This is a genomic window from Bradyrhizobium sp. MI1.10 (genome assembly GCF_055811035.1).
Genome location: NZ_JBVVPN010000004.1, coordinates 1 through 24,416 on the forward strand (window position 1 = coordinate 1; position 24,416 = coordinate 24,416).

Annotated in this window: 22 protein-coding genes and 1 pseudogene; 9 read left to right on the top strand and 14 right to left on the bottom strand. The window is 63.9% G+C overall.

Features of this window, described 5'->3' with window-relative positions; all coding sequences use genetic code 11:
* The first annotated feature begins 156 nt into the window (after positions 1 to 156).
* On the top strand, positions 157 to 2,229 hold the full coding sequence (locus tag AC0L3K_RS05930) for a TRAP transporter permease (RefSeq protein ID WP_473365596.1): 2,073 nt from the start codon (positions 157 to 159) through the stop codon (positions 2,227 to 2,229).
* A gap of 22 nt (positions 2,230 to 2,251) precedes the next feature.
* Positions 2,252 to 4,099 (top strand): glutaminase A, encoded by a 1,848-nt coding sequence (gene glsA, locus AC0L3K_RS05935; protein WP_354127905.1) that lies wholly within the window; start codon positions 2,252 to 2,254, stop codon positions 4,097 to 4,099.
* Positions 4,100 to 4,104: 5 nt separating this feature from the next.
* Here glsA and AC0L3K_RS05940 read toward each other — a convergent pair whose 3' ends face one another.
* The 14 genes and pseudogenes from AC0L3K_RS05940 to AC0L3K_RS06005 all read right to left on the bottom strand — a co-directional run bounded on the left by AC0L3K_RS05940 (position 4,105) and on the right by AC0L3K_RS06005 (position 17,013).
* On the bottom strand, positions 4,105 to 4,407 hold the full coding sequence (locus AC0L3K_RS05940; protein ID WP_007592303.1) for a nucleoside triphosphate pyrophosphohydrolase family protein: 303 nt from the start codon (positions 4,405 to 4,407) through the stop codon (positions 4,105 to 4,107).
* 25 nt (positions 4,408 to 4,432) lie between these two features.
* On the bottom strand, positions 4,433 to 4,960 hold the full coding sequence (locus tag AC0L3K_RS05945) for a carboxymuconolactone decarboxylase family protein (protein ID WP_007592305.1): 528 nt from the start codon (positions 4,958 to 4,960) through the stop codon (positions 4,433 to 4,435).
* Between the two features lie 605 nt (positions 4,961 to 5,565).
* Positions 5,566 to 5,925, bottom strand: a complete 360-nt coding sequence (locus AC0L3K_RS05950) for a Zn-ribbon domain-containing OB-fold protein (protein ID WP_007592309.1) — start codon at positions 5,923 to 5,925, stop codon at positions 5,566 to 5,568.
* Positions 5,922 to 7,049, bottom strand: a pseudogene (locus AC0L3K_RS05955) (thiolase family protein); the annotation flags it as partial. The pseudogene AC0L3K_RS05955 and the gene AC0L3K_RS05950, both read right to left, overlap by 4 nt.
* 3 nt (positions 7,050 to 7,052) lie before the next feature.
* On the bottom strand, positions 7,053 to 8,276 hold the full coding sequence (locus AC0L3K_RS05960) for a CaiB/BaiF CoA transferase family protein (protein ID WP_007592310.1): 1,224 nt from the start codon (positions 8,274 to 8,276) through the stop codon (positions 7,053 to 7,055).
* 118 nt (positions 8,277 to 8,394) lie between these two features.
* Complete coding sequence (locus AC0L3K_RS05965) at positions 8,395 to 8,601, bottom strand: hypothetical protein (RefSeq protein ID WP_007592312.1); 207 nt, start codon at positions 8,599 to 8,601, stop codon at positions 8,395 to 8,397.
* Between the two features lie 129 nt (positions 8,602 to 8,730).
* Positions 8,731 to 9,900 (bottom strand): acetyl-CoA acetyltransferase, encoded by a 1,170-nt coding sequence (locus AC0L3K_RS05970; RefSeq protein WP_007592314.1) that lies wholly within the window; start codon positions 9,898 to 9,900, stop codon positions 8,731 to 8,733.
* Positions 9,901 to 9,959: 59 nt separating this feature from the next.
* The gene (gene eda, locus AC0L3K_RS05975; RefSeq protein WP_007592316.1) at positions 9,960 to 10,610 is read right to left on the bottom strand and encodes a bifunctional 4-hydroxy-2-oxoglutarate aldolase/2-dehydro-3-deoxy-phosphogluconate aldolase; all 651 of its coding nucleotides are present in this window, start codon (positions 10,608 to 10,610) and stop codon (positions 9,960 to 9,962) included.
* 13 nt (positions 10,611 to 10,623) lie between these two features.
* Positions 10,624 to 11,592, bottom strand: coding sequence for a sugar kinase (locus AC0L3K_RS05980; protein ID WP_007592318.1), 969 nt, complete (start codon positions 11,590 to 11,592; stop codon positions 10,624 to 10,626).
* 23 nt (positions 11,593 to 11,615) lie between these two features.
* Positions 11,616 to 12,602, bottom strand: coding sequence for a D-erythronate dehydrogenase (denD, locus tag AC0L3K_RS05985; protein WP_473365597.1), 987 nt, complete (start codon positions 12,600 to 12,602; stop codon positions 11,616 to 11,618).
* A 79-nt stretch (positions 12,603 to 12,681) separates the two neighbouring features.
* Positions 12,682 to 13,557 (bottom strand): carbohydrate ABC transporter permease, encoded by an 876-nt coding sequence (locus tag AC0L3K_RS05990; protein ID WP_007592322.1) that lies wholly within the window; start codon positions 13,555 to 13,557, stop codon positions 12,682 to 12,684.
* A gap of 2 nt (positions 13,558 to 13,559) precedes the next feature.
* Positions 13,560 to 14,507, bottom strand: coding sequence for a carbohydrate ABC transporter permease (locus tag AC0L3K_RS05995; protein WP_007592324.1), 948 nt, complete (start codon positions 14,505 to 14,507; stop codon positions 13,560 to 13,562).
* 66 nt (positions 14,508 to 14,573) lie between these two features.
* Positions 14,574 to 15,887, bottom strand: coding sequence for an ABC transporter substrate-binding protein (locus AC0L3K_RS06000; RefSeq protein WP_007592326.1), 1,314 nt, complete (start codon positions 15,885 to 15,887; stop codon positions 14,574 to 14,576).
* A 64-nt stretch (positions 15,888 to 15,951) separates the two neighbouring features.
* Positions 15,952 to 17,013: an ABC transporter ATP-binding protein gene (locus AC0L3K_RS06005; protein WP_007592328.1), complete on the bottom strand. Its 1,062-nt coding sequence runs from the start codon at positions 17,011 to 17,013 to the stop codon at positions 15,952 to 15,954.
* Positions 17,014 to 17,215: 202 nt separating this feature from the next.
* Between AC0L3K_RS06005 and gntR the strand changes: the two genes are divergently transcribed.
* The 7 genes from gntR (at position 17,216) to AC0L3K_RS06040 (ending at position 24,394) form a co-directional block, all read left to right on the top strand.
* The gene (gene gntR, locus AC0L3K_RS06010) at positions 17,216 to 18,316 is read left to right on the top strand and encodes an HTH-type transcriptional regulator GntR (protein ID WP_007592329.1); all 1,101 of its coding nucleotides are present in this window, start codon (positions 17,216 to 17,218) and stop codon (positions 18,314 to 18,316) included.
* 122 nt (positions 18,317 to 18,438) lie between these two features.
* The gene (locus AC0L3K_RS06015) at positions 18,439 to 20,268 is read left to right on the top strand and encodes an IlvD/Edd family dehydratase (RefSeq protein WP_473365598.1); all 1,830 of its coding nucleotides are present in this window, start codon (positions 18,439 to 18,441) and stop codon (positions 20,266 to 20,268) included.
* A 116-nt stretch (positions 20,269 to 20,384) separates the two neighbouring features.
* A complete protein-coding gene (locus AC0L3K_RS06020) occupies positions 20,385 to 21,116 on the top strand; it encodes an SDR family oxidoreductase (protein WP_473365599.1) in 732 nt (243 codons plus the stop codon).
* 121 nt (positions 21,117 to 21,237) lie between these two features.
* Entirely contained in the window at positions 21,238 to 21,984 is a 747-nt protein-coding gene (locus AC0L3K_RS06025; protein ID WP_007592336.1) for an SDR family NAD(P)-dependent oxidoreductase, read from the top strand.
* Between the two features lie 27 nt (positions 21,985 to 22,011).
* Entirely contained in the window at positions 22,012 to 23,163 is a 1,152-nt protein-coding gene (locus tag AC0L3K_RS06030; protein ID WP_473365600.1) for a serine hydrolase domain-containing protein, read from the top strand.
* A complete protein-coding gene (locus tag AC0L3K_RS06035; protein WP_007592339.1) occupies positions 23,160 to 23,552 on the top strand; it encodes a GFA family protein in 393 nt (130 codons plus the stop codon). Before AC0L3K_RS06030 ends, AC0L3K_RS06035 begins: the two co-directional genes overlap by 4 nt.
* Before the next feature lie 161 nt (positions 23,553 to 23,713).
* Positions 23,714 to 24,394, top strand: coding sequence for a site-2 protease family protein (locus AC0L3K_RS06040; protein WP_007592341.1), 681 nt, complete (start codon positions 23,714 to 23,716; stop codon positions 24,392 to 24,394).
* The last annotated feature ends 22 nt before the right edge of the window (positions 24,395 to 24,416 follow it).

Sequence of the window (24,416 nt, forward strand, 5' to 3'; positions counted from 1 at the left end):
GAGGCCGCACAAAAAAATACCCCATATCGAGCCTCACTCCCGCTCGGCCAATTAAGCAAAGCCCTCGCAAGCGGGAGAGGTTGAGGAGCCCACGGCCCGACCGCTTCAACCCATTCGCATTCGTCAGCACTTAGCAACCCACGCGCGGGGTCGATCATGTCTGCTTCAGAGTCCACCGCTCCGCAGGACGAGGGCAAGCGGATCGTGTTCGAGGACCCGCATGGCGCCGCCGCCAACATGCAGGAAGCGGAGGTCACGCGCGTGCGAAGCTTGCGCGGCGCGTGGCGCTGGACGCTCGTCGTCGCGACCGCCGCGACCATCCTGCTCTGCATCAACCAGCAATTCTCGCTGCGCTTCTTCGTCGGCTACACCCAGCTCAACACGGAGTATTTCTATCTCCTGATCGCCCTGATGCTGCCGTTCACGTTCCTGATCTTCCCGGGAACCCCGCGCGCGCCGCTCGACCGCATTCCCTGGTACGACCTTCTCTGCTTCGTCGTAACTTTTGCCGCGGCGCTGCTGCTGATGTTGAACGTCCGCAAAGCCGCGGAGGCCGGCTGGGAATTCGGCGGCGCGCCGAACAGCGTGACCGCGGCGGGTCTCGTGATGTGGGTGATGCTGATGGAGGCGCTGCGGCGGACCGGGGGCTGGAGCCTGCTACTGAGCGTGCTCCCCTTCACCGTCTATCCGCTGTTCGCGGAATCCAGCTGGCTCGGGCCGTTCCGCGGCACACAATCGACGCTGGAGCAGGCGACCGCCTATCACGTGCTGTCGGGCGAGAGCCTGCTCGGCATTCCCATCCAGGCGTTTGCCGACACCGTGATCGGCTTCCTGGTATTCGGCACGGCGCTGATGATGACCGGCGCCGGAAAGTTCTTCATCAATCTCGCCTTCGCGCTGTGCGGCACCTTCCGCGGCGGCGCGGCGAAGGTCTGCATCTTCGCCAGCGGCCTGCTCGGCATGATGTCGGGCTCGATCATCTCCAACGTGCTCACCGCCGGCACCATGACCATTCCGGTGATGAAGAAGAGCGGCTTCCGCGCCTCCTACGCCGGCGCGATCGAGGCGTGTGCCTCGACCGGCGCGGTGCTGGCTCCGCCGGTGATGGGTGCGACCGCGTTCGTGATCGCGCAGTTCCTCAATGTCAGCTACGCCGACGTCGCGATTGCGGCCATCATTCCCGCCGCGCTCTATTACGTCGGCTTGTTCATGCAGGTCGATTCCTACGCCGCACGACACGGGCTGAAGGGCATTCCGCGCGCGGAGCTGCCGCGGGTCATGGATACAATCAAGGACGGCTGGTACTACGTCTTCGTGATCGCGCTGCTGATCGTGATGCTGCTCTACTTCAAGCGCGAGAGCCATGCGCCGTTCTACGCTACCGCCCTGCTTCTGGTCCTCAACCAGCTGTTCTCGAAGGACACGCGCTGGACTGTCGCGACCATCGGCAAATTCCTCGAGGTCAACGGCCGCACCTTCGTCGAGCTTGTCGGCATCCTCGCCGGCTGCGGCCTGCTGATCGGCGCCTTCTCGATGACAGGCGTGGTGTCGAGCCTTGCCAACGACCTGCTGCGCATTGCCGGTGACAATCCGTTCCTGCTGCTCGGCATGTGCGCCCTCACCAGCCTGATCCTCGGCCTCGGGTTGACCACGACGGCCTGCTACATCTTCCTCGCCATCCTGGTCGCACCGGCGCTGGAGAAACTCGGGCTGAACAAGATGGCCGTGCACATGTTCATCTTCTACTGGGGCATGCTGTCGTCGATCACCCCGCCGGTCGCGATCGCCTCGTTCGCGGCCGCAGGCATTGCCGGTTCGCCGGCGATGAAGACGGGCTGGGAATCGATGTGGGTCGGCAGCATCATCTATTTCATCCCGTTCTTCTTCGTGCTCAATCCCGCGCTGGTGCTGCAGGGGCCGAGCCCCTATCTCGCCGGTCTCGGGCTGATGGCGCTCGCGGCGTTCGGCACGCTGTTCATCTGCGGCGGCATTCAGGGCTACCAGCCCTTCGTTGGCGATCTCCGCGGCGCCGGTGCGCTGGAATGGCCGATCCGCGTACTGCTGGTGATCGGCGGGTTCGTGGTGGCCACCCCCGGCGGCGGCATCATGCCGCTGTCGCAGATGCAGGTGACGCTGCTCGGCCTCGCCATCCTCGTCCCCACGGTTTTGCTCGCCCTGCTGCTGGTCCGGCGGCAGACCATGGTGCCGGACGGGTTGCGCGTGCCCTGATTGCGTTGCACAAAGAGAGGCGATGAAACAGCTTTCGCCTCTCGCCACCGCCTGGACCCGCTCCAAGCCGCCTTTGCTGCGGTTTCTGGACAATTGCCTCAGCGAATTCTCGGCGGAGACCTCGGGCGCGGTCGCCGACTACATTCCCGAGCTCGGCAAGGCCGATCCTGCCTGTTTCGGCATCAGCCTCGCGACCCTGGACGGTCATGTCTACGAGGTCGGCGACTCCAGGGCGCCCTTCACCATCCAGTCGATGTCAAAGCCGTTCGTGTTCGCACTCGCGCTGGACCTGCTCGGCGCAAACAGGGTCGAGAGCGCGATCGGCGTCGAGCCTTCAGGCGATCCCTTCAACTCGATCCGGCTCAACTCGGAGAACCATCCGTTCAACCCGATGGTCAATGCCGGCGCGATCGCCTGCACGGGGCTGATCCACGACAGCAAGGGTACGGACGCCTTCGAGCAAATTCGCCTCGCGCTCAGTCGTTTTGCCGGCCGCGACCTCGCCGTCGACGAGGCCGTCTACGCTTCCGAAAGCCAGACCGGCGACCGCAACCGCGCCATCGGCTATCTTCTCAAGACCAACGCGGTGATCTCGGACAATGTCGCTGCCGTGCTCGACGTCTATTTCCGGCAATGCGCGGTGCTGGTCACCGCGCGCGACATCGCGGTGATGGCGGCAACGCTCGCCAACCGCGGCGTCAACCCGGTCACAGGCGAGCAGGTGCTGACGCCTTACGCAATCTCGCGCACGCTGTCGGTGATGACGTCGTCGGGCATGTACGACTATGCCGGCGAATGGATCTACCGGATCGGCATCCCCGCCAAGAGCGGCGTCGGCGGCGGAATTCTCGCAGCCCTCCCCGCGCGCCTCGGGCTCGGCAGCTATTCGCCAAGGCTCGACAAGCATGGCAACAGCGTGCGCGGCATCAAGGTCTGCGAGGCGCTGTCCTCGCACTACGATTTGCACATGCTCAACCGCAGTGACGATGCGCGCAATGCCGTCATCGCCGATTACGACATCGGCAAGAGCCCGTCGCGGCGCGTGCGCCGCCCACAGGAGCGCGATATTCTCGCGGCGCATGAGCAGGAGGTGCGGATCATCGAGCTGGTCGGCACACTGTCGCTGTCGGCGGTCGACTATGTCTCGCGCCGCCTTGCGGGCCGGCCGCGGCCGCAATTCGTGATCTTCGATCTCCACCGCGTCACCTCCACCACGCGCGCCGGGGCGCGGCTGGTGGCCGAAGCGTTCGAGGAGCTGGCGGCGCTGAATGTGACCGTCGTACTGTCCGGCGTCAGGCGCGCCTCCAAGGAATGGGACAGCCTGCGGGAATGGACCGCCGAGCTCAAGAACGTCCGCGACTTCTATTTGCTCGACACCGCGATCGAATGGGCCGAAGACCAGATCATCTATCGGTACGGAGGCTCGATCGATTTCCACGAGACCACCGAGCTTGCCGAACAGCCGCTGCTGGCCGGCATGAGCGAGGAAGAGCTGACCGACCTCGCCTCGATCTGCACGATCCGGACCTATCAATCCGGGACAAAGATCCTCACCACGGGCGATCCCGCCGATGCTCTGTTCTTCCTGCGCAGCGGCGCCGTGCATGTCACGCTGCCCGACGGCGTGCGGCTGGCGACGCTCACCGCCGGCATGGCCTTCGGCGAAATGGCCCTGATCGAGACCACTCGCTCCGCCGACGTGTTCGTGGACATGGCGGCGACCGCGTTCGAAGCGCCCCTGAAAGCGTTCGAGCGCTTCCGCAAGCAGCACCCGCACGCCAGCGAACGCATCATGCGCAATCTTGCGCAGCTTCTCGCCGACCGTCTGATCGTCGCCAACGCCAGGGTGGATATCTTGACCTCGACCTGAGCGGCCTAGCGGCCCGCCGCCTCACTGATCCGCCGATTGATCTTGGCCGCACTCGCCTTGAGCAATTCGGACGGCTGCTGGCCGGTCGCTGCGCATAGGCAGGCCCAGTAATAGATGACATCGCCGAGCTCTTCGACGAGGCCTGCCTGGTCGAGCCAGTCATCGCGCAGCAGCTTCTTGATGTGCTCGGCGACCTCGCCGGATTCGCCGGCGAGACCGAGGCCCAGATAGGACAGCCGTTCGTTGGACGGATGCTCATCGACTTTTGCAACGGTGGCGGCCCAGGCCGCATATTCATCGATCGTCATCGGCATCCCTCGCCGCGGCTTTGGATCAGCCAACCACTTCCGTGACCGGCTGAAGATCGATCTCAAACGTCTCCAAAAACTTTGACGTCATGATGTAGAAGCCGACCGAAAGCTGCAACTCGACGAGTGCGGCGGGTGTCAGCTTCGATGCGATCGCGTTGAAGATCGCCGCGGTCGGCTTGTTCAATTTCACGATCTCGTCGGTGAAGGCGAGCGCGGCACGCTGCACCTCGTCGAAGCACTTGGCGTCCTGCCAGTTCTCGAGCGCTTCGTTCTGCTCGTCGGTGACGCCGACATTCTTGCCGATGCGCTTGTGCGCGACGATCTCGTACGGCGCCTCGCACAAAATTCCGGTGCGGGTGATCGCGAGTTCGCGCACGATCGGATCGAGCTCGCCCTTGTGACGGATGGCGCCGCCGAGCCGGCAGTACTGCTCGAAATAGCTCGGCGAATGCGACATCATCCGGAAGATGTTGGCGTTGCGGTTCTTGTCGAGGATCTCGCGGGTGCGGTCGGATGCCTTGGACGGGTCGCTGTAGTTGATGCGGGCCATGATTTTCCTGAAGTTTTTCCCTAAGCCTTTAATGCTTTTTGTCGTTAGCGGCGAAAGTTCCACGAAACTGTATTCTTGCGCGTCCGCAGGAGCAACAACATCGAGTCAAAATGCCGCCGCATTGCTGAACGACCTTGGTACAGTCGATATTCGCCGCGTGGGGACTTGATCGCGGCGGATACTCGCAAGGGGTGTTCCGAGTAAAAACAATTGGCCGTTGGGCGCTAACCGCGCATCGATGAGTCACGCCCAAGTCTAGGGAGAAAATGGCATGAAGGAAGCCACCAAGGGGGCGGCCTCGGAGGCGCTCGCGCATATGCTGGCGGTGATGGCGATGCTCGTCATCGCCAGCATCCTGTTCTACGGGCGCTAGTTAAGAGTCGGGTGAGAGCTTTCGTCATTCCGGGGTGGCCCTCGCACAGGCCAGGCCCAGAATTCCCGTTCCAGGCTCGGTCTCTCAGGACCGCCCCCGAATGACGAATCCCACCGCTGGCTTTGCAGTAGCCCGGATGGAGCGAAGCGCAATCGGGAAAGTCTATCGGTGAGGTGAAAATTCCGGATTTCGCTGCGCTCCATCCGGGCTACATTCGAGCATCCAAATTTCACTATCCATCTTTGGCGAAGAACGGCACCAGCCTGCCAGCGAACGGTTTGAAGCTCGCACTGACCTCATCGCCGATGGCGAGATCATTCTCACCATGCGCCATCATGCGAAAACCCTCGGCGCAATCGACCAGCAGGATGTTGAAGGGCACGTGCGACCGCGTCTCAGGCGTCGCGGCGCGGCAGACCAGCGACGTCGCGTAGACCCTGCCCTTGCCGCTGGCACGCTGCTCGCGCGGATCGGGCGCACCGCAGGCGGCGCAGAAGGCGCGATGGAAATACTGCACATGGCTGCAGGAGGTGCAGGTCTGAAAGGTGATGACTTGCACACCTTGGGTCCAATCCGCGATTCGCTCGCTCATCGCACCCGCTCCAGGAACATGCTGACGTGAGACGACAGCACGCCGCCGTCGCCGTGCAGGAGCGCGATCGAGGCGTCACGCACTTGACGATTCGTCGCCCGCCCCGTCATCTGCAGATGCGTTTCGACAAGATGCGCCATCGCGCCACCGACGCCGCAATGACCGTAGCTGAGCAGGCCGCCATGGGTGTTCAGCGGCATCGCGCCGTCGCGGCTGAAATGGCCTGCGCGCACGCGCGCGGCTGCCTCGCCCCGGCCAGCAAGGCCAAGGTCTTCCAGCAGCATCGCGAGCGTGATCGTAAAGCTGTCATAGATCGCGGCGTAGCGCACGTCGGAGATCGCAAGGCCGGTCGCCTCCTTGGCGCGGCCGACGGAGATCTCCGCGCCGAGCTCGCTCAGGGCGGGCGCTGCAGTGACGTGCTGATGGGTATGGGCCTGGGCACAGCCGCGAATGCGCACGCCGGCCTCTCCGGTCCGCTCGCGGCTAACGACGAAGGCTGCGCCGCCGTCGGACACCGGGCAGCAATCGAGCAGCTTCAGCGGCATCGCCACCGGCTTCGAGGCCATGACGTCGGCGACCTCGATGCGATCTTGGAATTGCGCACCGGGATGAGTGCAGGCGTGGGTGCGCATCAGCACCGCGAATTCGGCAAGGTCTTCTTCCGTCACGCCGTATTCGTGCATGTACCTGTTCGCGACCAGGCCGTAATAGGCGGGAATCGTCGGTCCGAGCGGCACTTCGTAATCGGGATGGCCGACCTGCGCCAGCGCCTGGATCGAGGCATCGCGGCTCTGTCCGGTGAGACGGTTCTCGCCTGCGACGACGAGCACATTGCGGGCGACGCCTGCTTCGACGAGATGATGGGCGAGCATGGTCATCGCGAGCCCGGTCGCGCCGCCGACCTGGACGGCATGGGCGTAACTGGGGCGGATGCCAAAATGCTCGGCAAAGACGGTCGCCAGCATGATGTGCGGCGAAACGGTGGAGTAGCCGCAGAGGATGCCGTCGATCTCGGCGCGCTCGAGCCCGGCATCGTCGAGCGCGGCCTGCGCGGCCTTGCTCATCAGGTCCAGCGAGGACGAGCCTTCGTGCTTGCCGAAAGGCGTGAGGCCGACGCCTGATAAAGCTCATGGGCGCACCAGTGCATCGTCATTCCGGGGCGGCGAACGGGTGACGCCATCGCGGACCATGGCGTCGATCTCGTCGGCGGAATAGCCGATCTCACGCAGGATTTCCGCGCCGTGCTCGTTGAGCTGCGGCGCGAGCCGCACCGGTTCGGCCCCGGTCTCGGACCAGGTCGCCGTCACCCTCATGCTCCGGATCGGCCCTTCTGTTGGATGGTTCACCACCGGGAAAAAGTTGGTCGCCTCCAGATGCTCATCATGCAGCATCGACGCGAGGTCGTGCATCGGCATCACGGGCACATCGGCCTTGGTCAGCAGGTCGATCCATTCCTCGGTGCTGCGCGTCTCGAAGATGCGCGCGAGCTCGGCATAGACGACGTCGATATTGGCGGCGCGGCCGGCGAATGTCGCGAACATCGCGTCGGCCCGCAGGTCGTCGCGTCCCGTCGCCTTGAAGAAGTTCTCCCACTGCTTGTCGTTGTAGACGATGACGCTGAGATAACCGTCCGAGGTCTTGTAGGGCCGGCGATCGCGCGAGAGGTGGCGGGCGTAACCGCCCTTGTCGAGCGGGGGCTCGTAGGTGAGCCCGCCCATGTGGTCGCCCATGACGAAGCCGGCCATGGTCTCGAACATCGGGATGTCGACGCGCTGGCCGCGTCCGGTGCGGTCGCGATGCACGAGGCTGGCGCAGATCGCGCCCACGGCGGTGAGGCCGACGATGCGATCGACCAGTGCGTTCGGCACATAGCGCGGCACGCCGTCGCCCGTCTGCGCCATCAAGGCCGGCAGCGCGGTGGCGCCCTGGATCAGGTCGTCATAGGCGGGTTTTGCAGCATACGGCCCGTCCTGGCCGAAGCCGAACACGCCGGCATAGACCAGACGCGGATTGATCTTGGAAACAACGTCATAGCCCAGTTGAAGCCGCGCCATCGCCTGCGGGCGGACGTTGTAGACGAGAACGTCGGCGTCTTTCAGCAAGCGCAGCACGGCCTCGCGGCCGGCGGGCTTCTTCAGGTCGAGGCAGATCGAGCGTTTGCTGCGGTTGGTGTTGAGGAACACCGGGCCCATGCCGGCGTGCCGCATCGGACCGATCAGGCGGGTGACGTCACCGTCCAGAGACTCCACCTTGATGACGTCTGCGCCATAGTCGCCGAGCATCTGGGTCGCATAGGGACCCATCAACACGGTGGTCATGTCGACGACCTTGATGCCCTTCAGCGGCCCCATCGTTCACTCCCGATTGCGCGGGCTCAAGCGAGCCCTGCGATTTCGGTCCAGCTAACGGCAGCGGCGGCGCATGCGCAAGGGCGGCCGGCGTATGGCCGCATGCGCCGGCCGCTAAGGGCTATTTCTTCTGACGGGATTCGCGAACCTTGAGGAGACGGTCGAGCTCCTCGTTCTGCTGGTTGATGCGGTCTGCGATCCGCGACTCGTTCTGCTCACCCGAGGCGGCCGCGGCCTGCTCGATGAGCTGGCGGATATTGTCCTCGAGAATCGCGATGCGATCGTTGAGTGCGTCCATCGACAGCGAATCTTCGTAGTCATTGCTCATGATGCATGTCCCGCGAATCAATCAGTGCCGTAGGGTGGGCAAAGCGAAGCGTGCCCACCATGATCTAGCGCAAACAAGATGGTGGGCACGGCGCTGGCTGCGCCTTTGCCCACCCTACAAGGTCGGAGCTTACTTCAGCGGCTCCAGCACGGAGACGTAGTTGGCAACCGCCGCACCGCCCATGTTGAAGATGCCGCCGAGTTTTGCATTCTTGAGCTGCATGCCCTCGGGCGCTTGGCCGGCGAGCTGCATCGCGGTCATCACGTGCATGGAGACGCCGGTGGCGCCGATCGGATGGCCCTTGGCCTTCAGGCCGCCGGACGGATTGACCGGGAGCTTACCGTCCTTGAGCGTCCAGCCTTCCTTGATGGCGCGGGCGCCCTGCCCCCTCGGCGTCAGCCCCATCGCTTCGTACTCGATCAGCTCGGCGACGGTGAAGCAGTCATGGGTCTCGACGAAGGAGAGATCCGACAGTGTAACGCCCGCCTTCTCCAGCGCGCGCTGCCAGGCGACCGTGCAGCCCTCGAACTGGAGGATGTCGCGCTTGGACATCGGCAGGAAATCCTGGGCGTGCGCGGTGGCGCGGAAGCCGATCGACTTGCTCATGCCCTTGGCGGTTTCCGCGTCGGCCAGCACCAGGGCAGCGGCACCGTCCGAGACCAGCGAGCAATCGGTGCGCTTCAGGGGACCGGCAACGTAGGGGTTCTTCTCGCTCTCGGCGCGGCAGAACTCGAAGCCAAAGTCCTTGCGCATCTGGGCGAAGGGATTGGCGACACCGTTCTTGTGGTTCTTGGCCGCGATCAGCGCCAGTGCGTCGGACTGGTCGCCGTATTTCTGGAAATAGGAGCTGGCGATCTTGCCGAACACGCCGGCGAAGCCGCCGACGGTGTCGCCGTCCTCGGGCAGATAGGACGCCTTGAGCAGATTCTTGCCGATCTCCGGCCCCGGCGTGCGCGTCATCTGTTCGACGCCGACAACGAGGACAATCCTGGCCGCGCCGGCCGCGATCGCGCGCACGCCCTGATGGACGGCGGCGGAGCCGGTGGCGCAGGCGTTCTCGACCCGGGTCGCCGGCTTGAAACGCAGCTGCGGGTCGGCCTGGAGCACCAGCGAGGCGGTAAAATCCTGGGGCGAGAAGCCGGCGTTGAAATGGCCGAGCACGATCTCGTCGACATCGCCAGCCGAAATGCCGGCATCCGCCAGCGCCTCATTGGCGACCTTCACCACGAGGCTTTCCACGGTCTCGGTGTCGAACTTGCCGAACGGCGTATGCGCCCATCCGACGATGCTGGCGGTCATGGTCTTTCTCCCTGGCGGTCTCTTGCTGACCTAAGTCTTAGCTCAGGGATGGCAAGACTTCACGCGGGTTTAAGCGCCTGGAGGGTGCGCTGGCAGATGGCAGTTATGCCGGCCCAGTTCCCGGCCCTGATCTCCGCCGTCGGGCACAGCCAGGAACCGCCGACAGCGACCACATTGGGCTCCGCGAGCCAGGTTGCCGCATTGGCCTCGCCGACCCCGCCAGTGGGGCAGAACCGCACGTTCGGGAACGGCCCACCCAGAGAGCGCAGCCCCTTGATGCCGCCAGCCTGCTCGGCCGGGAAAAATTTTGCGATGTCGAAGCCGTAGGACAGCGCCATCATCAGCTCGGACGCCGTGGCGATACCGGGCGCAAACGGCAAGGAGCTATGGGTGGCGGCCTTCAACAGGTCCGGGGTCAAGCCGGGGCTGATGCCGAACGCAACACCGAGCTTCTCGACACGCGTGAAGTCGGCCGGATTGAGAATCGTGCCGATGCCGACGATCGCCTCGGGCACCTCGGCCATCATCGCCCTCGCCGCCTCGATCGCAACGGGGGTACGCATGGTCACCTCCAGCGTGCGGACGCCGCCGGCGACCAGCGCACGCGCCAGCGGCACAGCATCCTGGATACGCTCGATGGTGAGGACGGGAATGACGGTCGCGGCCTTGAACAGCGCGGCGAGGTGGTTCTGTTGGGCAGTCGTGGTCATCTTGGCTTTCGTTTCACTTGGTCGCTTGACGCGTGGTCGCCGGCCGGTGCCGTTTCTTCGGTGGCATGGCATAACCCGGAATGATGGCGCCGGAATAGCAGATCACGAGGCTGGCGAGGCGGTGCCCGGCCTGGGCGGCCTCGACCGGGTCGGAACCGGCGAGCCGTGCAGCGATATAGGCCGCCGCAAAGCTGTCGCCGGCCGCGGTGGTGTCGACCACGGGCTTGGTCATGGGCTCGGCGCGGATCTCGTAGGGGCCCCCGGGAAAGCGCAGCAGGCTGACCGGCTCCGCGAGCCGGAACACCAGCTCGGGGGTCGGGATGCGCGCCATCAACTGCTCGTGGCTCTCGCCGGGATAGAGAGCGAGCAGATCCTCGGTCGAGGTCAGCACGATGTCGGCAGCCGCGAAAGCAGCCGAAAACACCTCGCGCGCGACATCGCGATCCGGCCATCCCCGCGCGCGGAAATTGGTGTCGAACACGAAGCGGGTGCCGAGCAGGCGCGCACGCTTGATCGCCGCGAACAGGCGCTCGCGCCCGGCCGCGTCGTAGATCGAGAGCGTGATCGCAGAGAGATAGACGATGTCGTAGCTCATCAGGGAGTTGAGGAGATCGTCCGTCTCCGGCAGATTCATCAGCTGGCGCGCCGCCGCACTGTCGCGCCAGTGGAAGAACTGGCGCTCGCCCTTCGCGTCCAGCTGGATCATGTAGAGGCCGGGCAGCTTGCCCGGCAGCCGCGCGACGCGCCTCGTGCCGACGCCCTCGGCTGTCCAGGCCGCGATCATCTCATCGCTCAGGGCATCGTCGCCAAGCGCGGTGAAATAGTCGACCTTGACCTCGAGCCGCGCGAGGTACACGGCCGTGTTGAGAGTGTCGCCGCCGAATCCACGCGAGTAGAGGCCCCCGCCCTGCCCGCCGGATTGTCCACCCTGGGCCTGCCGGAGCTCGACCATGCATTCGCCGATGCAAGCAACGCTCGCCATCACTTTACCCGCTCAGTCAGAGATCACGCGACGAAATTGCCGCCGAGCTCGTCTTCGATGTGAATGCGGATGATGTCGTCGAAAGTCTTTTCGGCGGTGGTGAAGCCGAGCTCGAGCGACCGCTTTGCATTGAAGTTGCGCGGCCAGCCGCCGACGATGCCGACGATGAAGGGATCGGGCTCCCGCTTGATGCGGGCGGCGACCTTGTCGCCGGCGACGCGTTTCAGCGCAGCGATCTGCTCGCCAACCGTCGCCGACAGGCCCGGCATGGTCAAATTACGGCGCGGCCCCACCGCGGCGAGGTCCATGGTGCCGGCATGCAGCAGGAAGCCGACGGCTGAGCGCGGCGTGGCATGCCAATGGCGGACGTCCTCGGACACGGGAAGGACCGCTTCCTTGCCGGCCAGCGGCTCGCGCAGAATATTGGAGAAGAACCCCGATGCCGCCTTGTTGGGCAGGCCGGGCCGAATGCAGATGGTCGGCAGGCGGATGCCGATGCCGTCGAGGAAGCCGCGGCGGGAATAGTCGGCCAGCAGCAGTTCGCCAATCGCCTTCTGCGTGCCGTAGCTCAGAAGCGGCGTGTGGAAGAACTCGTCGCCGATCGCATCGGGGAACGGCGCGCCGAACACCGCAATCGAGGACGTGAAGACCACGAGCGGCTTGTAGCTGCCGCCTGCGAGCCTGACGGCATCGAGCAGCATCCGCGTGCCGTCGAGATTGATGCGGTAGCCCTTGTCGAAATCGAGCTCGGCTTCGCCCGAGACGATCGCGGCGAGATGAAAGATCACGTCCGGACGGCCGGCGATCAGCTTTTCGGCCGCACCCGGCATGGCGAAATCGCTCGACACCGTCTCGATGGCAAAACCGGCTTTTTCCGGCGCCTTCGGCTCGACCACGTCATGCATGGTCAGCTTGGTGATGTCGCTCTTGCCAAGCCGGCCGTCGCGCAACAACCGTTCGCACAATTTGCGGCCGACCATGCCGGCGGCGCCCAGAACCAGAATGTGCAAGAGCCTACTCCTTTTTATTGGCCGGAACGCGCCGATTTCGGCGATTCGTCCTGGCGCGCTCTCAAGGCAGGCCCCGCGATCATTCCTTCACGGCGCCGGTCATCGCCGACACATAATACTCCACGAAGAAGGAATAAAGGATAACTACGGGAACCGAGCCGGTCAGGGCCGCCGCCATCAGCGCGCCCCAATGGTAGACGTCGCCATTGACGAGCTCGGTGATCGCGCCGACGGGGATCGTCTTGTTCTCGGACGACGAGATGAAGGTCAGCGCGTAGATGAACTCGTTCCAGGATAGCGTGAAGGCGAAGATGCCCGCCGAGATCACGCCCGGCAGCGACAGCGGCAGCGTGATCTTCATCAGAATCTGCAGCCGCGTCGCCCCGTCGATCAGCGCACACTCCTCCAGCTCATAGGGAATGGTGCGGAAATAACCCATCAGGAGCCAGGTGCAGAACGGGATCAGGAAGGTCGGATAGGTCAGGATCAGCGCCAGGTTGCCGTCGAACAGCCCGAGCTGAAACACGATCGCCGCCAGCGGAATGAACAGGATCGAGGGCGGCACGAGATAGCCGAGGAAGATCGCAAGGCCGACATAGCGCGAGCCTTTGTAGCGCAGGCGTTCGATCGCGTACGCGGCGCAGACGCTGGCGAACAGCGAGATGAAGGTCGAGGACACCGAGACGATCACGGTGTTCCACATCCAGAGCGGATAGTCGGTGTCGAAGAACAGCTTCTTGATGTGCTCCAGCGTCGGATGCACAATCCAGAACGGATTGTACTTTTCATAGTCGTACATCTCCGCGTCCGGCTTGAACGTCGCGACCGCCATCCAGTAGAACGGGAATAGCAGGAAGAAGATGATCAGGCCGAGCGGAAGGTAGACGCGAAAAAACTTCCGCGGAAAACTTTCCAGATAGTCCATTCCGACGCTTTGGTCGTCCGCTGTGGTCATGGTCAGTCCCTCCCGCCCTGCTGCCAGCGGGAACGCTGAAGCCCGAAAAAGCTGAGCAGGATCGCCGCGACCAGGAACGGAATCATCGCGTTCGAGATCGCCGCGCCCTCGCCCAGATTGCCGCCGGTGATGGCGCGCTGGAATGACAGCGTCGCCATCAGATGGGTGGAGTTGATCGGCCCGCCCCGCGTGATGGTGTAGATGAGCTGGAAGTCCGTGAAGGTCATCAGCACCGAGAACGTCATCACGACCGCGATGATCGGCGACAGCATCGGCAGCGTGATGTGGCGGAAGCGCTGCAGATTGGTGGCGCCGTCGAGATTGGCGGCCTCATAGAGCGAGGGCGAGATGGTCTGAAGTCCCGCCAGCAGCGTGATCGCCACGAAAGGAACGCCGCGCCAGATATTGGCGGCGACCACCGACCAGCGCGCATTCCAGGGATCGCCAAGGAAATCGATATAGCGTGTGATCAGGCCGGCCTTGATCAACACCCAGGAGATGATCGAGAACTGGCTGTCATAGATCCACCAGAACGCGATCGCAGAGAGCACCGTGGGCACGACGAAGGGCAACAGCACGATTGCCCGGATCATCGACTTCATCGGCAGCCGCTCGTTCAGCAGAAGCGCCAGGTAAAGGCCGATGGCGAATTTCACCGCGCTGGCGGCGACCGTGTAGAAGATGGTGTTGAACACCGACAGCCAGAACACCGAGTCCTTCGCCAGCGAGACGAAATTCTGGAAGCCGATGTAGCGTCCGGCACCGCCGATCTTGGTGTCGGTCATGCCGAGCCAGAAGCCGAGCGCCAGCGGGTAAGCCAGAAACAGAATGAGGATGGCGATCGCCGGCACCATGAACATCGCGCCGAGGAAATGCCGGCTCTCGAATGCTCTGGTCCACAAGCTGCTGCGCTTGGCCTGCGCGACAGTGGACTCGGCCATAACTGCCATGTCGGATTCCCCTCGACGAAAAGTCGCGGCGTCCGGCGAACCGGACGCCGTGCAGATTGGAGCTGATCAGACCTGGTAGTAGCGCTTGGCGCGCTCGGCTGCGCGTGCGGCTGCCGCCTTCGGCGTCACGGAGCCCGACGCCGCCTCGGCGAACATGTCGACGACGACGAAGTCGCCCATCACGGCGGCGGAGGCATAGCCGAGATCGCCGGCATAGCCGTTGTCGCGGCAGCGCTTCAGGCAGTCGCGATACGGCGTGATCTTCGGATCCGACGTCCACACCGGGTTGTCGTTGTAGGCCGGAAGCGGCGGCGACACGTAGCCGTTGGAGGAGACCTCCCAGGCGTCGTAGTTCGGCTTGTCCATCATGAACTTGATGTATTCCTTGACCGCCTTCGGATACTTCGAGTGCTTGTAGCCGTAATAGACGAGTACGTTCTGCTGCTCGGTCGACACGCCCACGGGCCCGATCGGCATCGGCGCGTGGTTCATGTCCTTGGCGATCTCCTGCTGCTTCGGATCGGTCGAGTTCTTTCCGACGGTCCAGATCGAAATGCCGTTCAGCGTCAGGCTGAGCTCGCCGTTGAGGAACGCCTTGTTGTTGTTCGAGTCATTCCACGACAGCACGCCGGGGATGAAGGTCTCGTAGAGCTGCTTGACGTATTCGAGCGCGGCGATCGTCTCCGGCGAGTCGATCACGACCTCGTTCTTCTCGTTGACGACCTTGCCGCCGAAGGCCCACAGCGCCCACTGGCACCAACCGTTGGCGTCACCCGTGGCGTGGCCGAGCGCGAAGCCGGCCGGCGTGTTGTTCTTCTTCAGCGCCTGGCAGAGCTTGAGGAAGCCGGCGGTGTCCTTGGGAAATTCATCGAAGCCGGCGGCCTTCACGTGACTGACGCGGTAGTTGAGGCAGCCGCCGGTCGCGCCCTGGGGAATGGCGATCCAGCTGTTGCCCTTCTTGCCGTAGCGTTCAGCAACCGGATACCAGCCGCCATATTGCGCGCCGAGATAGTCGGCGACGTCAGTCATGTCGATCAGCTTTTCCGGGAACTTGTGGGGATCATCGAGCGTGCCGATGATCAGGTCGGGACCGGCGCCGACATTGGCGGCGACCGCGGCTTTCGGGCGGATGTCCTCCCAGCTCTCGGCCTCGAGCTTGACCTTGACGCCGGTCTTCTCGGAAAACGCCTTGGTCTGCTCGGCGAATTTGTCGAACTCGGCCTGAATGAACTGCTTCCAGCGCAGCACGCGGATGGAGGCGTTCGCCTCGGGCGTGTTGGTCCACTCCGCCGCGCGCACCGGGACGATGCCCGGGCCGGCCAGCAGCGCCGCGCCGCCCAGACCGACTTTAAGCACACTTCGCCTGTCGAAATCGCTCATCGTTCTCTCCCTAAATTTTATATTTGTATTGGGTCGTCTTGTATTGGGCAGTTCTTCGGCGTCGCTACACGCGTTTGCCCGTCGCCTCGTCGAACAGATGAATTACGGAAGGATCGGGCTTCAGCTTGACCTTGTCACCCGGGTTGAACTGGTGACGTTCGCGGAAGACCGCGACGACCTGCTCACCGCCGAGCTTCGCAAACACCTGCGTTTCCGAGCCGGTCGGCTCGACCACGACGATCTCGGCATCGGCGCCGTCGTCAGCGATGGTGAAATGCTCTGGGCGTACGCCGTAAACGACAGGACGCCCGTCGGACGCCGCCGGCGCGTTCCTGAGCGGCAGCTTCACGCCATTCGGCCCCTCGAAGGTCGCAACGCCGTTGACGCGCACATGCCCCTTCAGGAAGTTCATGGACGGCGAGCCGATAAAGCCGGCGACGAACTGGTTCTCGGGCTTGTCGTAGAGCTCGAGCGGCGTACCCATCTGCTCGACGATGCCGTCATGCATGACGACGATCTTGTCGGCCATGGTCATGGCCTCGATCTGATCGTGGGTGACGTAGACCGTCGTGGTCTTCAGCCGCTGGTGCAGCTCCTTGATCTCGGTGCGCATCGCGACGCGCAGCTTGGCGTCGAGGTTCGACAAGGGCTCGTCGAACAGGAAGACCTGCGGGTCGCGCACGATGGCGCGGCCCATGGCGACGCGCTGGCGCTGGCCGCCGGAGAGCTGGCGCGGATAGCGTTCGAGCAGCGGCGACAGTGCCAGGATCTCGGCGGCGCGCTTGACGCGCTTGTTGATCTCTTCGGTGCTCTCGCCCCGCAGCTTCATCGAGAAGCCCATGTTCTCGCCGACCGTCATGTGCGGATAGAGCGCGTAGTTCTGGAACACCATCGCAATGTCCCGCTCCTTCGGCTGGACATTGTTGACGACGCGGTCGCCGATCGAGATCGTGCCTGAGGTGATATTCTCGAGACCGGCGAGCATGCGCAGAAGCGTCGACTTGCCGCAGCCGGAGGGACCAACCAGGACAACGAACTGGCCGTCCTCGATCGGAATCGAAACGCCGTGCAGGACTTCAAAATTGCCGAACGATTTCCGCACGTCGCGGATTTGCACAGACGACATCTAGCTCCCTCCTCGAAAGTCCACGACGCATCTCGCGCCGCGACCGTCTTGTTTTTTCAGACTTCACCGAACGAAGCCCAACCTTAGCGGGCGACATTGTCGGCAGTTTGTGCGGTTTTGGCAATTTGTCTTTGGTTAGTCCGTGCTGGTAGCGCTGTCAACGTTCCTTTGTTTGCGACAGTGAGTGTGTTAAGAGCAGCAAATGGGTCGAAACCGCACCAAGTCAGGCAAAATCCGGCTGGCGGAAGTCGCCGAGCTCGCCGGCGTAAGCCCGATCACAGCGTCCCGCTTCTTCCGCAATCCCGAGGCGCTGTCGCTCGCCAAACGGACACGGGTCGAGAGCGCGGCCAGGGAGCTCGGCTATGTGCCGAACCTGGCGGCGCGCGCGTTGGCTTCGCAGCGCACCGAGGTGATCGGTGTCTTGATTCCGTCACTGACCAATAACGTGTTCTCCGACGTGCTGCGCGGCATCTACGACGCCTCCGAAAACAGCCGTTACTCGATCCAGCTGTCCAACACACGCTACAGTATTCTCCAGGAGGAGAAGCTGCTGCGCCTGTTTCTCGCGCAGAAGCCGGCCGGGCTGATCGTCACCGGCATCGACCAGACCACGGAATCGCGCGCGATGCTCGATGCCGCCGACTGCCCGATCGTGCAAATCATGGAGATCGGGCCCCATCCGGTCGACATGATGATCGGCTTTTCGCACTATGACGCAGCCCGTGCGGCGGTTGCACATCTGTTCGCGCAAGGTCACCGCAAGATCGGCTTCGTCGGCGCGCGGATGGATCCGCGGGTACAGCGGCGGCTCGACGGATACGTCTCGGCCATGAAGGACGCAGGACTATTCGAGCAACGCCTCGTCGTCACGACGGCGACTCCGACCTCGGTGACGCTCGGAGGCGCCCTGTTCACCGATCTCCTGGCGCGGGAGCCAGGCATGGATGCGGTGTTCTGCGCCAATGACGACCTCGCGCTGGGTGTGCTGTTCGAATGCAGGCGCCGCGAGATCGCCATCCCCGAACAGATCGCGATCGTCGGCTTCAACGATCTGGAATTCATGGCCTCCGCGGTCCCGACTCTGACGAGCGTGCGCACCAACCGCTACGAGATGGGCAACACGGCCGCCAGCATGCTGATCGACGCGATCGACGGACGGCGCCCGGAACATCCGGTGCTCGATCTTGGCTTCAAGGTGATCGAGCGGCAAAGCTCGTCGGCCCGGCGGTCGGACAACCGGCCAGCCGCTTCAGGCACAGGCGCTGCGAACAAAATGGTAGCGTTACCAAGCGGCCATGACTAGTATCGGATTTGTGAGGAAACGACCCGCCAGCGGGCAGGCAAATCGTCGCTCGCGCCGTTGGGCATCGCACAAGCCGATACCATAAAACGGACGCCAGTGCGTTTGCATTGCAGGAGAAACCAATGACAAAAAGACCAACCAATGGGCATGCCCCCGCCGGCAACGGCGCTCGCCGCCACCTCCGCTCGCAGGAATGGTTCAACAATCCGCATAATCCGGGCATGACCGCGCTCTATATGGAGCGCTATCTGAACTATGGTCTCACCCGCACCGAGCTCCAGTCCGGCAAACCGATCATCGGCATCGCGCAGACCGGCAACGACCTCTCCCCTTGCAACCGACACCATATCGAGCTTGCCCACCGCGTCCGCGAAGGCATCCGCGAGGCCGGCGGCATTGCGATGGAATTCCCGACCCATCCGATCCAGGAGACCGGCAAGCGCCCGACCGCGGCGCTCGACCGCAACCTCGCTTATCTCGGCCTCGTCGAAATCCTCTACGGCTATCCGCTTGACGGCGTGGTGCTAACCACCGGCTGCGACAAGACTACGCCAGCCTGCATGATGGCGGCGGCGACCGTCAACCTGCCTGCGATCGTGCTGTCGGGCGGGCCGATGCTGAACGGCTGGCACAATGGCGAACGCACCGGCTCTGGCACCATCGTCTGGAAATCGCGCGAGCGGCTCGCCGCCGGCGAGATCGACTATGAAGAATTCATGGAGATCGTGGCGTCATCGGCGCCCTCAGTCGGCCATTGCAACACCATGGGCACCGCCTCCACCATGAACGGGCTCGCCGAAGCGCTCGGCTTCTCGCTTCCGGGCTGTGCGGCGATCCCCGCCCCCTATCGCGAGCGCGGCCAGATCGCCTACGAGACGGGAAAACGCATCGTCGACATGGTCTGGGAAGACCTCAAGCCTTCGGACATCCTGACCCGCAAGGCGTTCGAGAACTGTATCGTGATCAATTCGGCGATCGGCGGCTCGACCAACGCACCGATCCACATCAACGCGCTGGCGCGCCACATCGGCGTTGAGCTCTCCATCGACGATTGGCAGAAGGTCGGTCACGACGTGCCGCTGCTGGTCAACATGCAGCCGGCCGGCTTCTATCTCGGCGAGGAATTCCACCGCGCCGGCGGCGTGCCGGCCGTGGTGCGCGAGTTGATGAAGCACAAGCGCATCCACGAGGACGCGGTCACGGTCAACGGACGCGGCATCGGCGAGAATTGCGCCAATGCACCAAAGCCCGACAACGACGTGATCTGGGCTTACGACAAGCCGCTGGTGAAGGACGCCGGCTTCCTGGTGCTGAAGGGCAATCTGTTCGATTCCGCGATCATGAAGACCAGCGTGATCTCCAAGGAATTCCGCGATCGCTACCTCAGCAATCCGACCGATCTCAATGCCTTCGAGGGCCGCGCCGTCGTGTTCGAGGGGCCTGAGGACTATCACGAGCGGATCGACGATCCCTCGCTCGAGATCGACGAGCGCTGCGTGCTGTTCATCCGCGGCACCGGCCCGATCGGCTATCCCGGCGGCGCCGAGGTCGTGAACATGCAGCCGCCTGCGGCGCTGATCAAGCGCGGCATCATGTCCCTGCCCTGCATCGGCGACGGCCGGCAGTCAGGCACCTCGGGCTCACCTTCGATTCTCAATGCTTCGCCGGAAGCCGCCGCCAATGGCGGGCTCGCGATCCTCAGGAACGGCGACAAGGTGCGCGTCGATCTGAACAAGGGCAGCGCCAACATTCTCATCTCGGACGACGAGGTGAAGAAGCGCCACGCCGAGCTCAAGGCCAATGGCGGCTTCAAGCATCCGCCGAACCAGACGCCGTGGCAGGAGCTTTATCGCAACACCGTCGGCCAGCACGCGACCGGCGCCTGCATGGAGCTCGCCACGCGCTACCAGAACGTCGCCGGCAGCTTTGGTGTGGCGCGGGATAATCACTGAATTAGGAACACGTAGCCCGGGTGAGCGAAGCGACACCCGGGACATCGGCTCCCGGATATCGCGCTCGCGCGCTCATCCGGGCTACGGCACTGAGCACATCGAGGAGAAAGAAGAAAATGGCAGACCGCCTCAAGGGAAAGCGCGCCGTCGTCACGGCTGCAGCGGCAGGCATCGGACGCGCATGCGCCGTCGCCTTCGCGCGTGAAGGCGCAACCGTCATCGCCACCGACATCAACGAGAGCGGCATCGCGAGCCTGACCAAGGAAGGCATCGCCGAGGTCGCCAAGCTCGACGTGCGCAGCACCGCCGACGTCAACGCCTTCGCCAAGCGCGTCGGCAAGGTCGACATCCTGCTCAACGCGGCCGGCTTCGTGCACCACGGCACCATCCTCGAATGCTCGGAAGAGGATTTTGATTTCTCGTTCGACCTCAACGTCAAGTCGATGCACCGGACCATCAGGGCCTTCCTGCCGGACATGCTCGCGGGCGGCGGCGGCAGCATCGTCAACATCTCCTCCTGCGCGGCGCTGCGGCCGCCGGCCAACCGCTACGTCTACAGCGCCTCGAAGGCGGCCGTGTCGCTGCTGACGCGCGCGGTCGCGCTCGACTTCATCACCAAGGGCATCCGCTGCAACAGCATCTGCCCCGGCACCGTCGAGACGCCTTCGATGCTCGACCGCGCCGCGGCGCAAGGACCGCAGGGCAAGGAGATGTTCGTCTCCCGCCAGAAGATGGGCCGGCTCGGCACCGCCGACGAGATCGCGTCCATGGCGGTCTATCTCGGCAGTGACGAGAGCGCCTTCACTACCGGCGTCGCCCTCGTGGTCGACGGCGGCTACATGCTCTGATCACTCCTCATCCCGAGCAAGCGCGTCAGCGCCGTCTCGAGGGATAGGCCACGGGCTCTATGGTTCGAGACGCGCGCAAGTGCGCGCTCCTCACCATGAGGGACAGATAAGGGGATTTGGCATGAACAAGATCGATCTCAACGGCCGTGTCGCCATCGTCACCGGCGGCGCGCAGGGCTTCGGCCGCGCCATCGTTCAGCGCTTCGTCGCCTCCGGCGCCAAGGTCGCGATCTGGGATTTCGACGCCGCGCTGGCCGAGAAGACGGCAAAGGAAATTGGCGGCGAAACAAAAGTCTTCAAGGTCGACGTCACCGATACCGCGGCCGTCGAGCAGGCCCGCGACGCGACGCTTGCCGCCTTCGGCAAGATCGACATCCTCGTCAACAATGCCGGCATTGCCGGGGTCAACAAGCCGGTCTGGGAGACCGACCTCGAGGAATGGCGCAAAGTTCTACGCATCAACCTCGACGGTCCTTTCATCGTCTGCAAGGCGATCGTGCCCGCGATGCTCAAGCAGAAATACGGGCGCATCGTCAACATCGCCTCGATCGCCGGCAAGGAAGGCAATCCGAACGCCTCGCACTATTCGGCCTCCAAGGCCGGCCTGATCGCGCTGACCAAGTCGCTCGGCAAGGAATTGGCCGCACATGACATCCTCGTCAATGCGGTCACGCCCGCGGCTGCGAAGACCGCGATCTTCGACCAGATGACGCAGCAGCATATCGACTTCATGCTGTCGAAGATTCCGAAAGCGCGCTTTGTGCTGGTGGAAGAGCTAGCCGCGATGGTGAGCTGGCTCGCATCCGAAGATTGCGCCTTCTCCACCGGCGCGGTGTTTGATATCTCCGGCGGACGGGCGACGTACTGAGGCAACGGCCGTCCGAAGGGGCGCACCATGCGGTTTGGGCGGCGTGATTTTGTGAAGCTCGCGGCGAGCGCGCTGCCGTTGCTTTCGCACGATGCGCTTGCGCAACTCACGCCCAACCCGGCGAACATCGGCCCGCCGTCGCCGGCCGAGCGCGACGCCATGGCACGGCTCGCGCACAGCTTCATGGACAGATATGGCGTGCCGGCGCTGTCCTTTGCGATCGGCTATGCCGGCACTGTTGTCCACGAGGACGCCTTCGGTGTTGCCGATATCGAGCGGAACGAGGCCCTGACGCCGCGGCATCTGTTCCGGATTGCCAGCGTCAGCAAGATGATCACGTCGGTCACGATCTTCCGCCTGATCGAGGCGGGCCGCCTCAAGCTGACGGACCGGGTGTTCGGCCCCGGCGCGCTGCTCGGCACCGAATACGGGCCGCCGCCCTACTCTGCCGGTATCGACCAGATCACGCTCGAGCATCTCCTGACGCACACCGCCGGCGGCTGGAGCAACGACAACCGCGATCCCATGTTCACGCATACCCGGATGGATCATGCCGGGCTGATCACCTGGACGCTCGCCAACCGGCCGCTGGACCTCTTGCCGGGCCAACGCTACGCCTACTCGAATTTCGGCTATTGCGTGCTGGGGCGCGTCATCGAGAAGCTCACTGGCCAATCCTATGCCGAGCATGTCCGCAGCGAGGTGCTCGCACGCTGCGGCGTCACCGACATGACCATCGCGCGCGACACGCGCGAGCAGCGCCAGGACGGCGAAGTCGTCTATTACGGCCAGGGCGAAAATCCCTACGGCATGAACGTCCCGCGGATGGATTCCCATGGTGGCTGGATCGCGACGCCGGCGGATCTGGTTCAGTTTCTGATGCATGTCGACGGCTACACGAAGCCCGCGAACATCCTACGGCCGCGCACCATAGAGATCATGACCACCGCACCCGCTGACAGCCCCAACTACGCCAAAGGCTTCTGCGTCAACAAGTCAGACAATTGGTGGCACAATGGCAGCCTGCCGGGCACCAGCACGATTGCGGTACGGACCCATGGCGGCTTCTGCTGGGCCGCCTTCACCAACACCAGACGCAGGAGTTCCGACATGGACGGCGAACTCGACAAGCTAAACTGGAGCATGGCGCGTCAGGTCGCCGAGTGGCGGGTCGCATGATCCGGGAAGGCGGATGCCTGTGCGGCGCGGTGCGATTCAAGGCCGAGGGCGAGCCGCTCAACGTCCGCATCTGCCATTGCCGCCTCTGCCAGAAGGCGATGGGCTCGCCCTATTTCGCCCGTGCGCAATTCGACCAGCGCGCGCTGACCGTCGAGGGCGACACCGACCGCTATGCATCGTCCGAGCGCATCGACCGGGTGTTCTGCAAACGCTGCGGCACGCGCCTGTTCGCCTGGCGGCGCAATGGCACACTGGCGGGCGTCGCGCTGGCGACCTTCGACGATCGCAACGCGTTTGTGCCGACCGAGCATATCTGGGTCAGCGAAAAGATGGGCTGGGTGACGATCGAGGACGGCATGATCCGATATGAGGGGACGATCCCGACGTAGCTCATCCGGCGCCAAGGCTCGACGTCATGGCCGCCGGTCTCGCCGATTATTTGCGGCGTGGCATTTCGGAACCGCCCACCCTATGTTGAGGTGAAGCGTTGCTGCACCACCGGTTGGCTGGGTCGGCTGCAAGACCGCAGGCAAATCGGGACGGACGAGCCGTGAACATTTCTTTGTATGACCTCTCGGTGTGGGTGCTGCCGCTGGTGCTCGCCATCACCTTCCACGAGGCTGCGCACGCCTTCGTCGCATATCGTCTCGGTGACGACACGGCATGGCAGCTCGGCCGTGTCAGCTTCAACCCTATCAGGCACATCGACCCGTTCGGCACGCTGATATTGCCGGCGATGCTGCTGTTCGCGCATTCGCCGTTCCTGTTCGGCTATGCCAAGCCTGTGCCGGTGAATTTCCGCAAGCTCAACGACCCCAGGCTCGGCATGGTAGGGGTGGCGCTGGCCGGGCCCGCCACCAACATCCTGCTGGCGCTGGCCGCAGCTCTTGCCCTGCACGCCCTGCCCTGGGCTCCCGCGAACTCGGCGCAATGGATCTTCGACAATCTCAAGAACGCACTGCTGATCAACGCGGTGCTGGCGGTGTTCAACATGATGCCGATCCCGCCGCTCGACGGCGGGCGCGTCGCGGTCGGGCTGCTGCCGCGGCCGCTCGCCCTGCCCCTGGCGCGGCTCGAGCCGTTCGGGATGCTGATCCTGATCGGCTTGCTGATCCTGCTACCGCTGGCGGGCTCCCAGTTCGGTCTAAATCTTGATGTTATTTCAGCAATACTGCGAACGTTGACCGGTTATGTGATTCAGGCTGTTCTCATTCTGACCGGCAATGCGTAGTTGAACAGCGACACACCCGAAC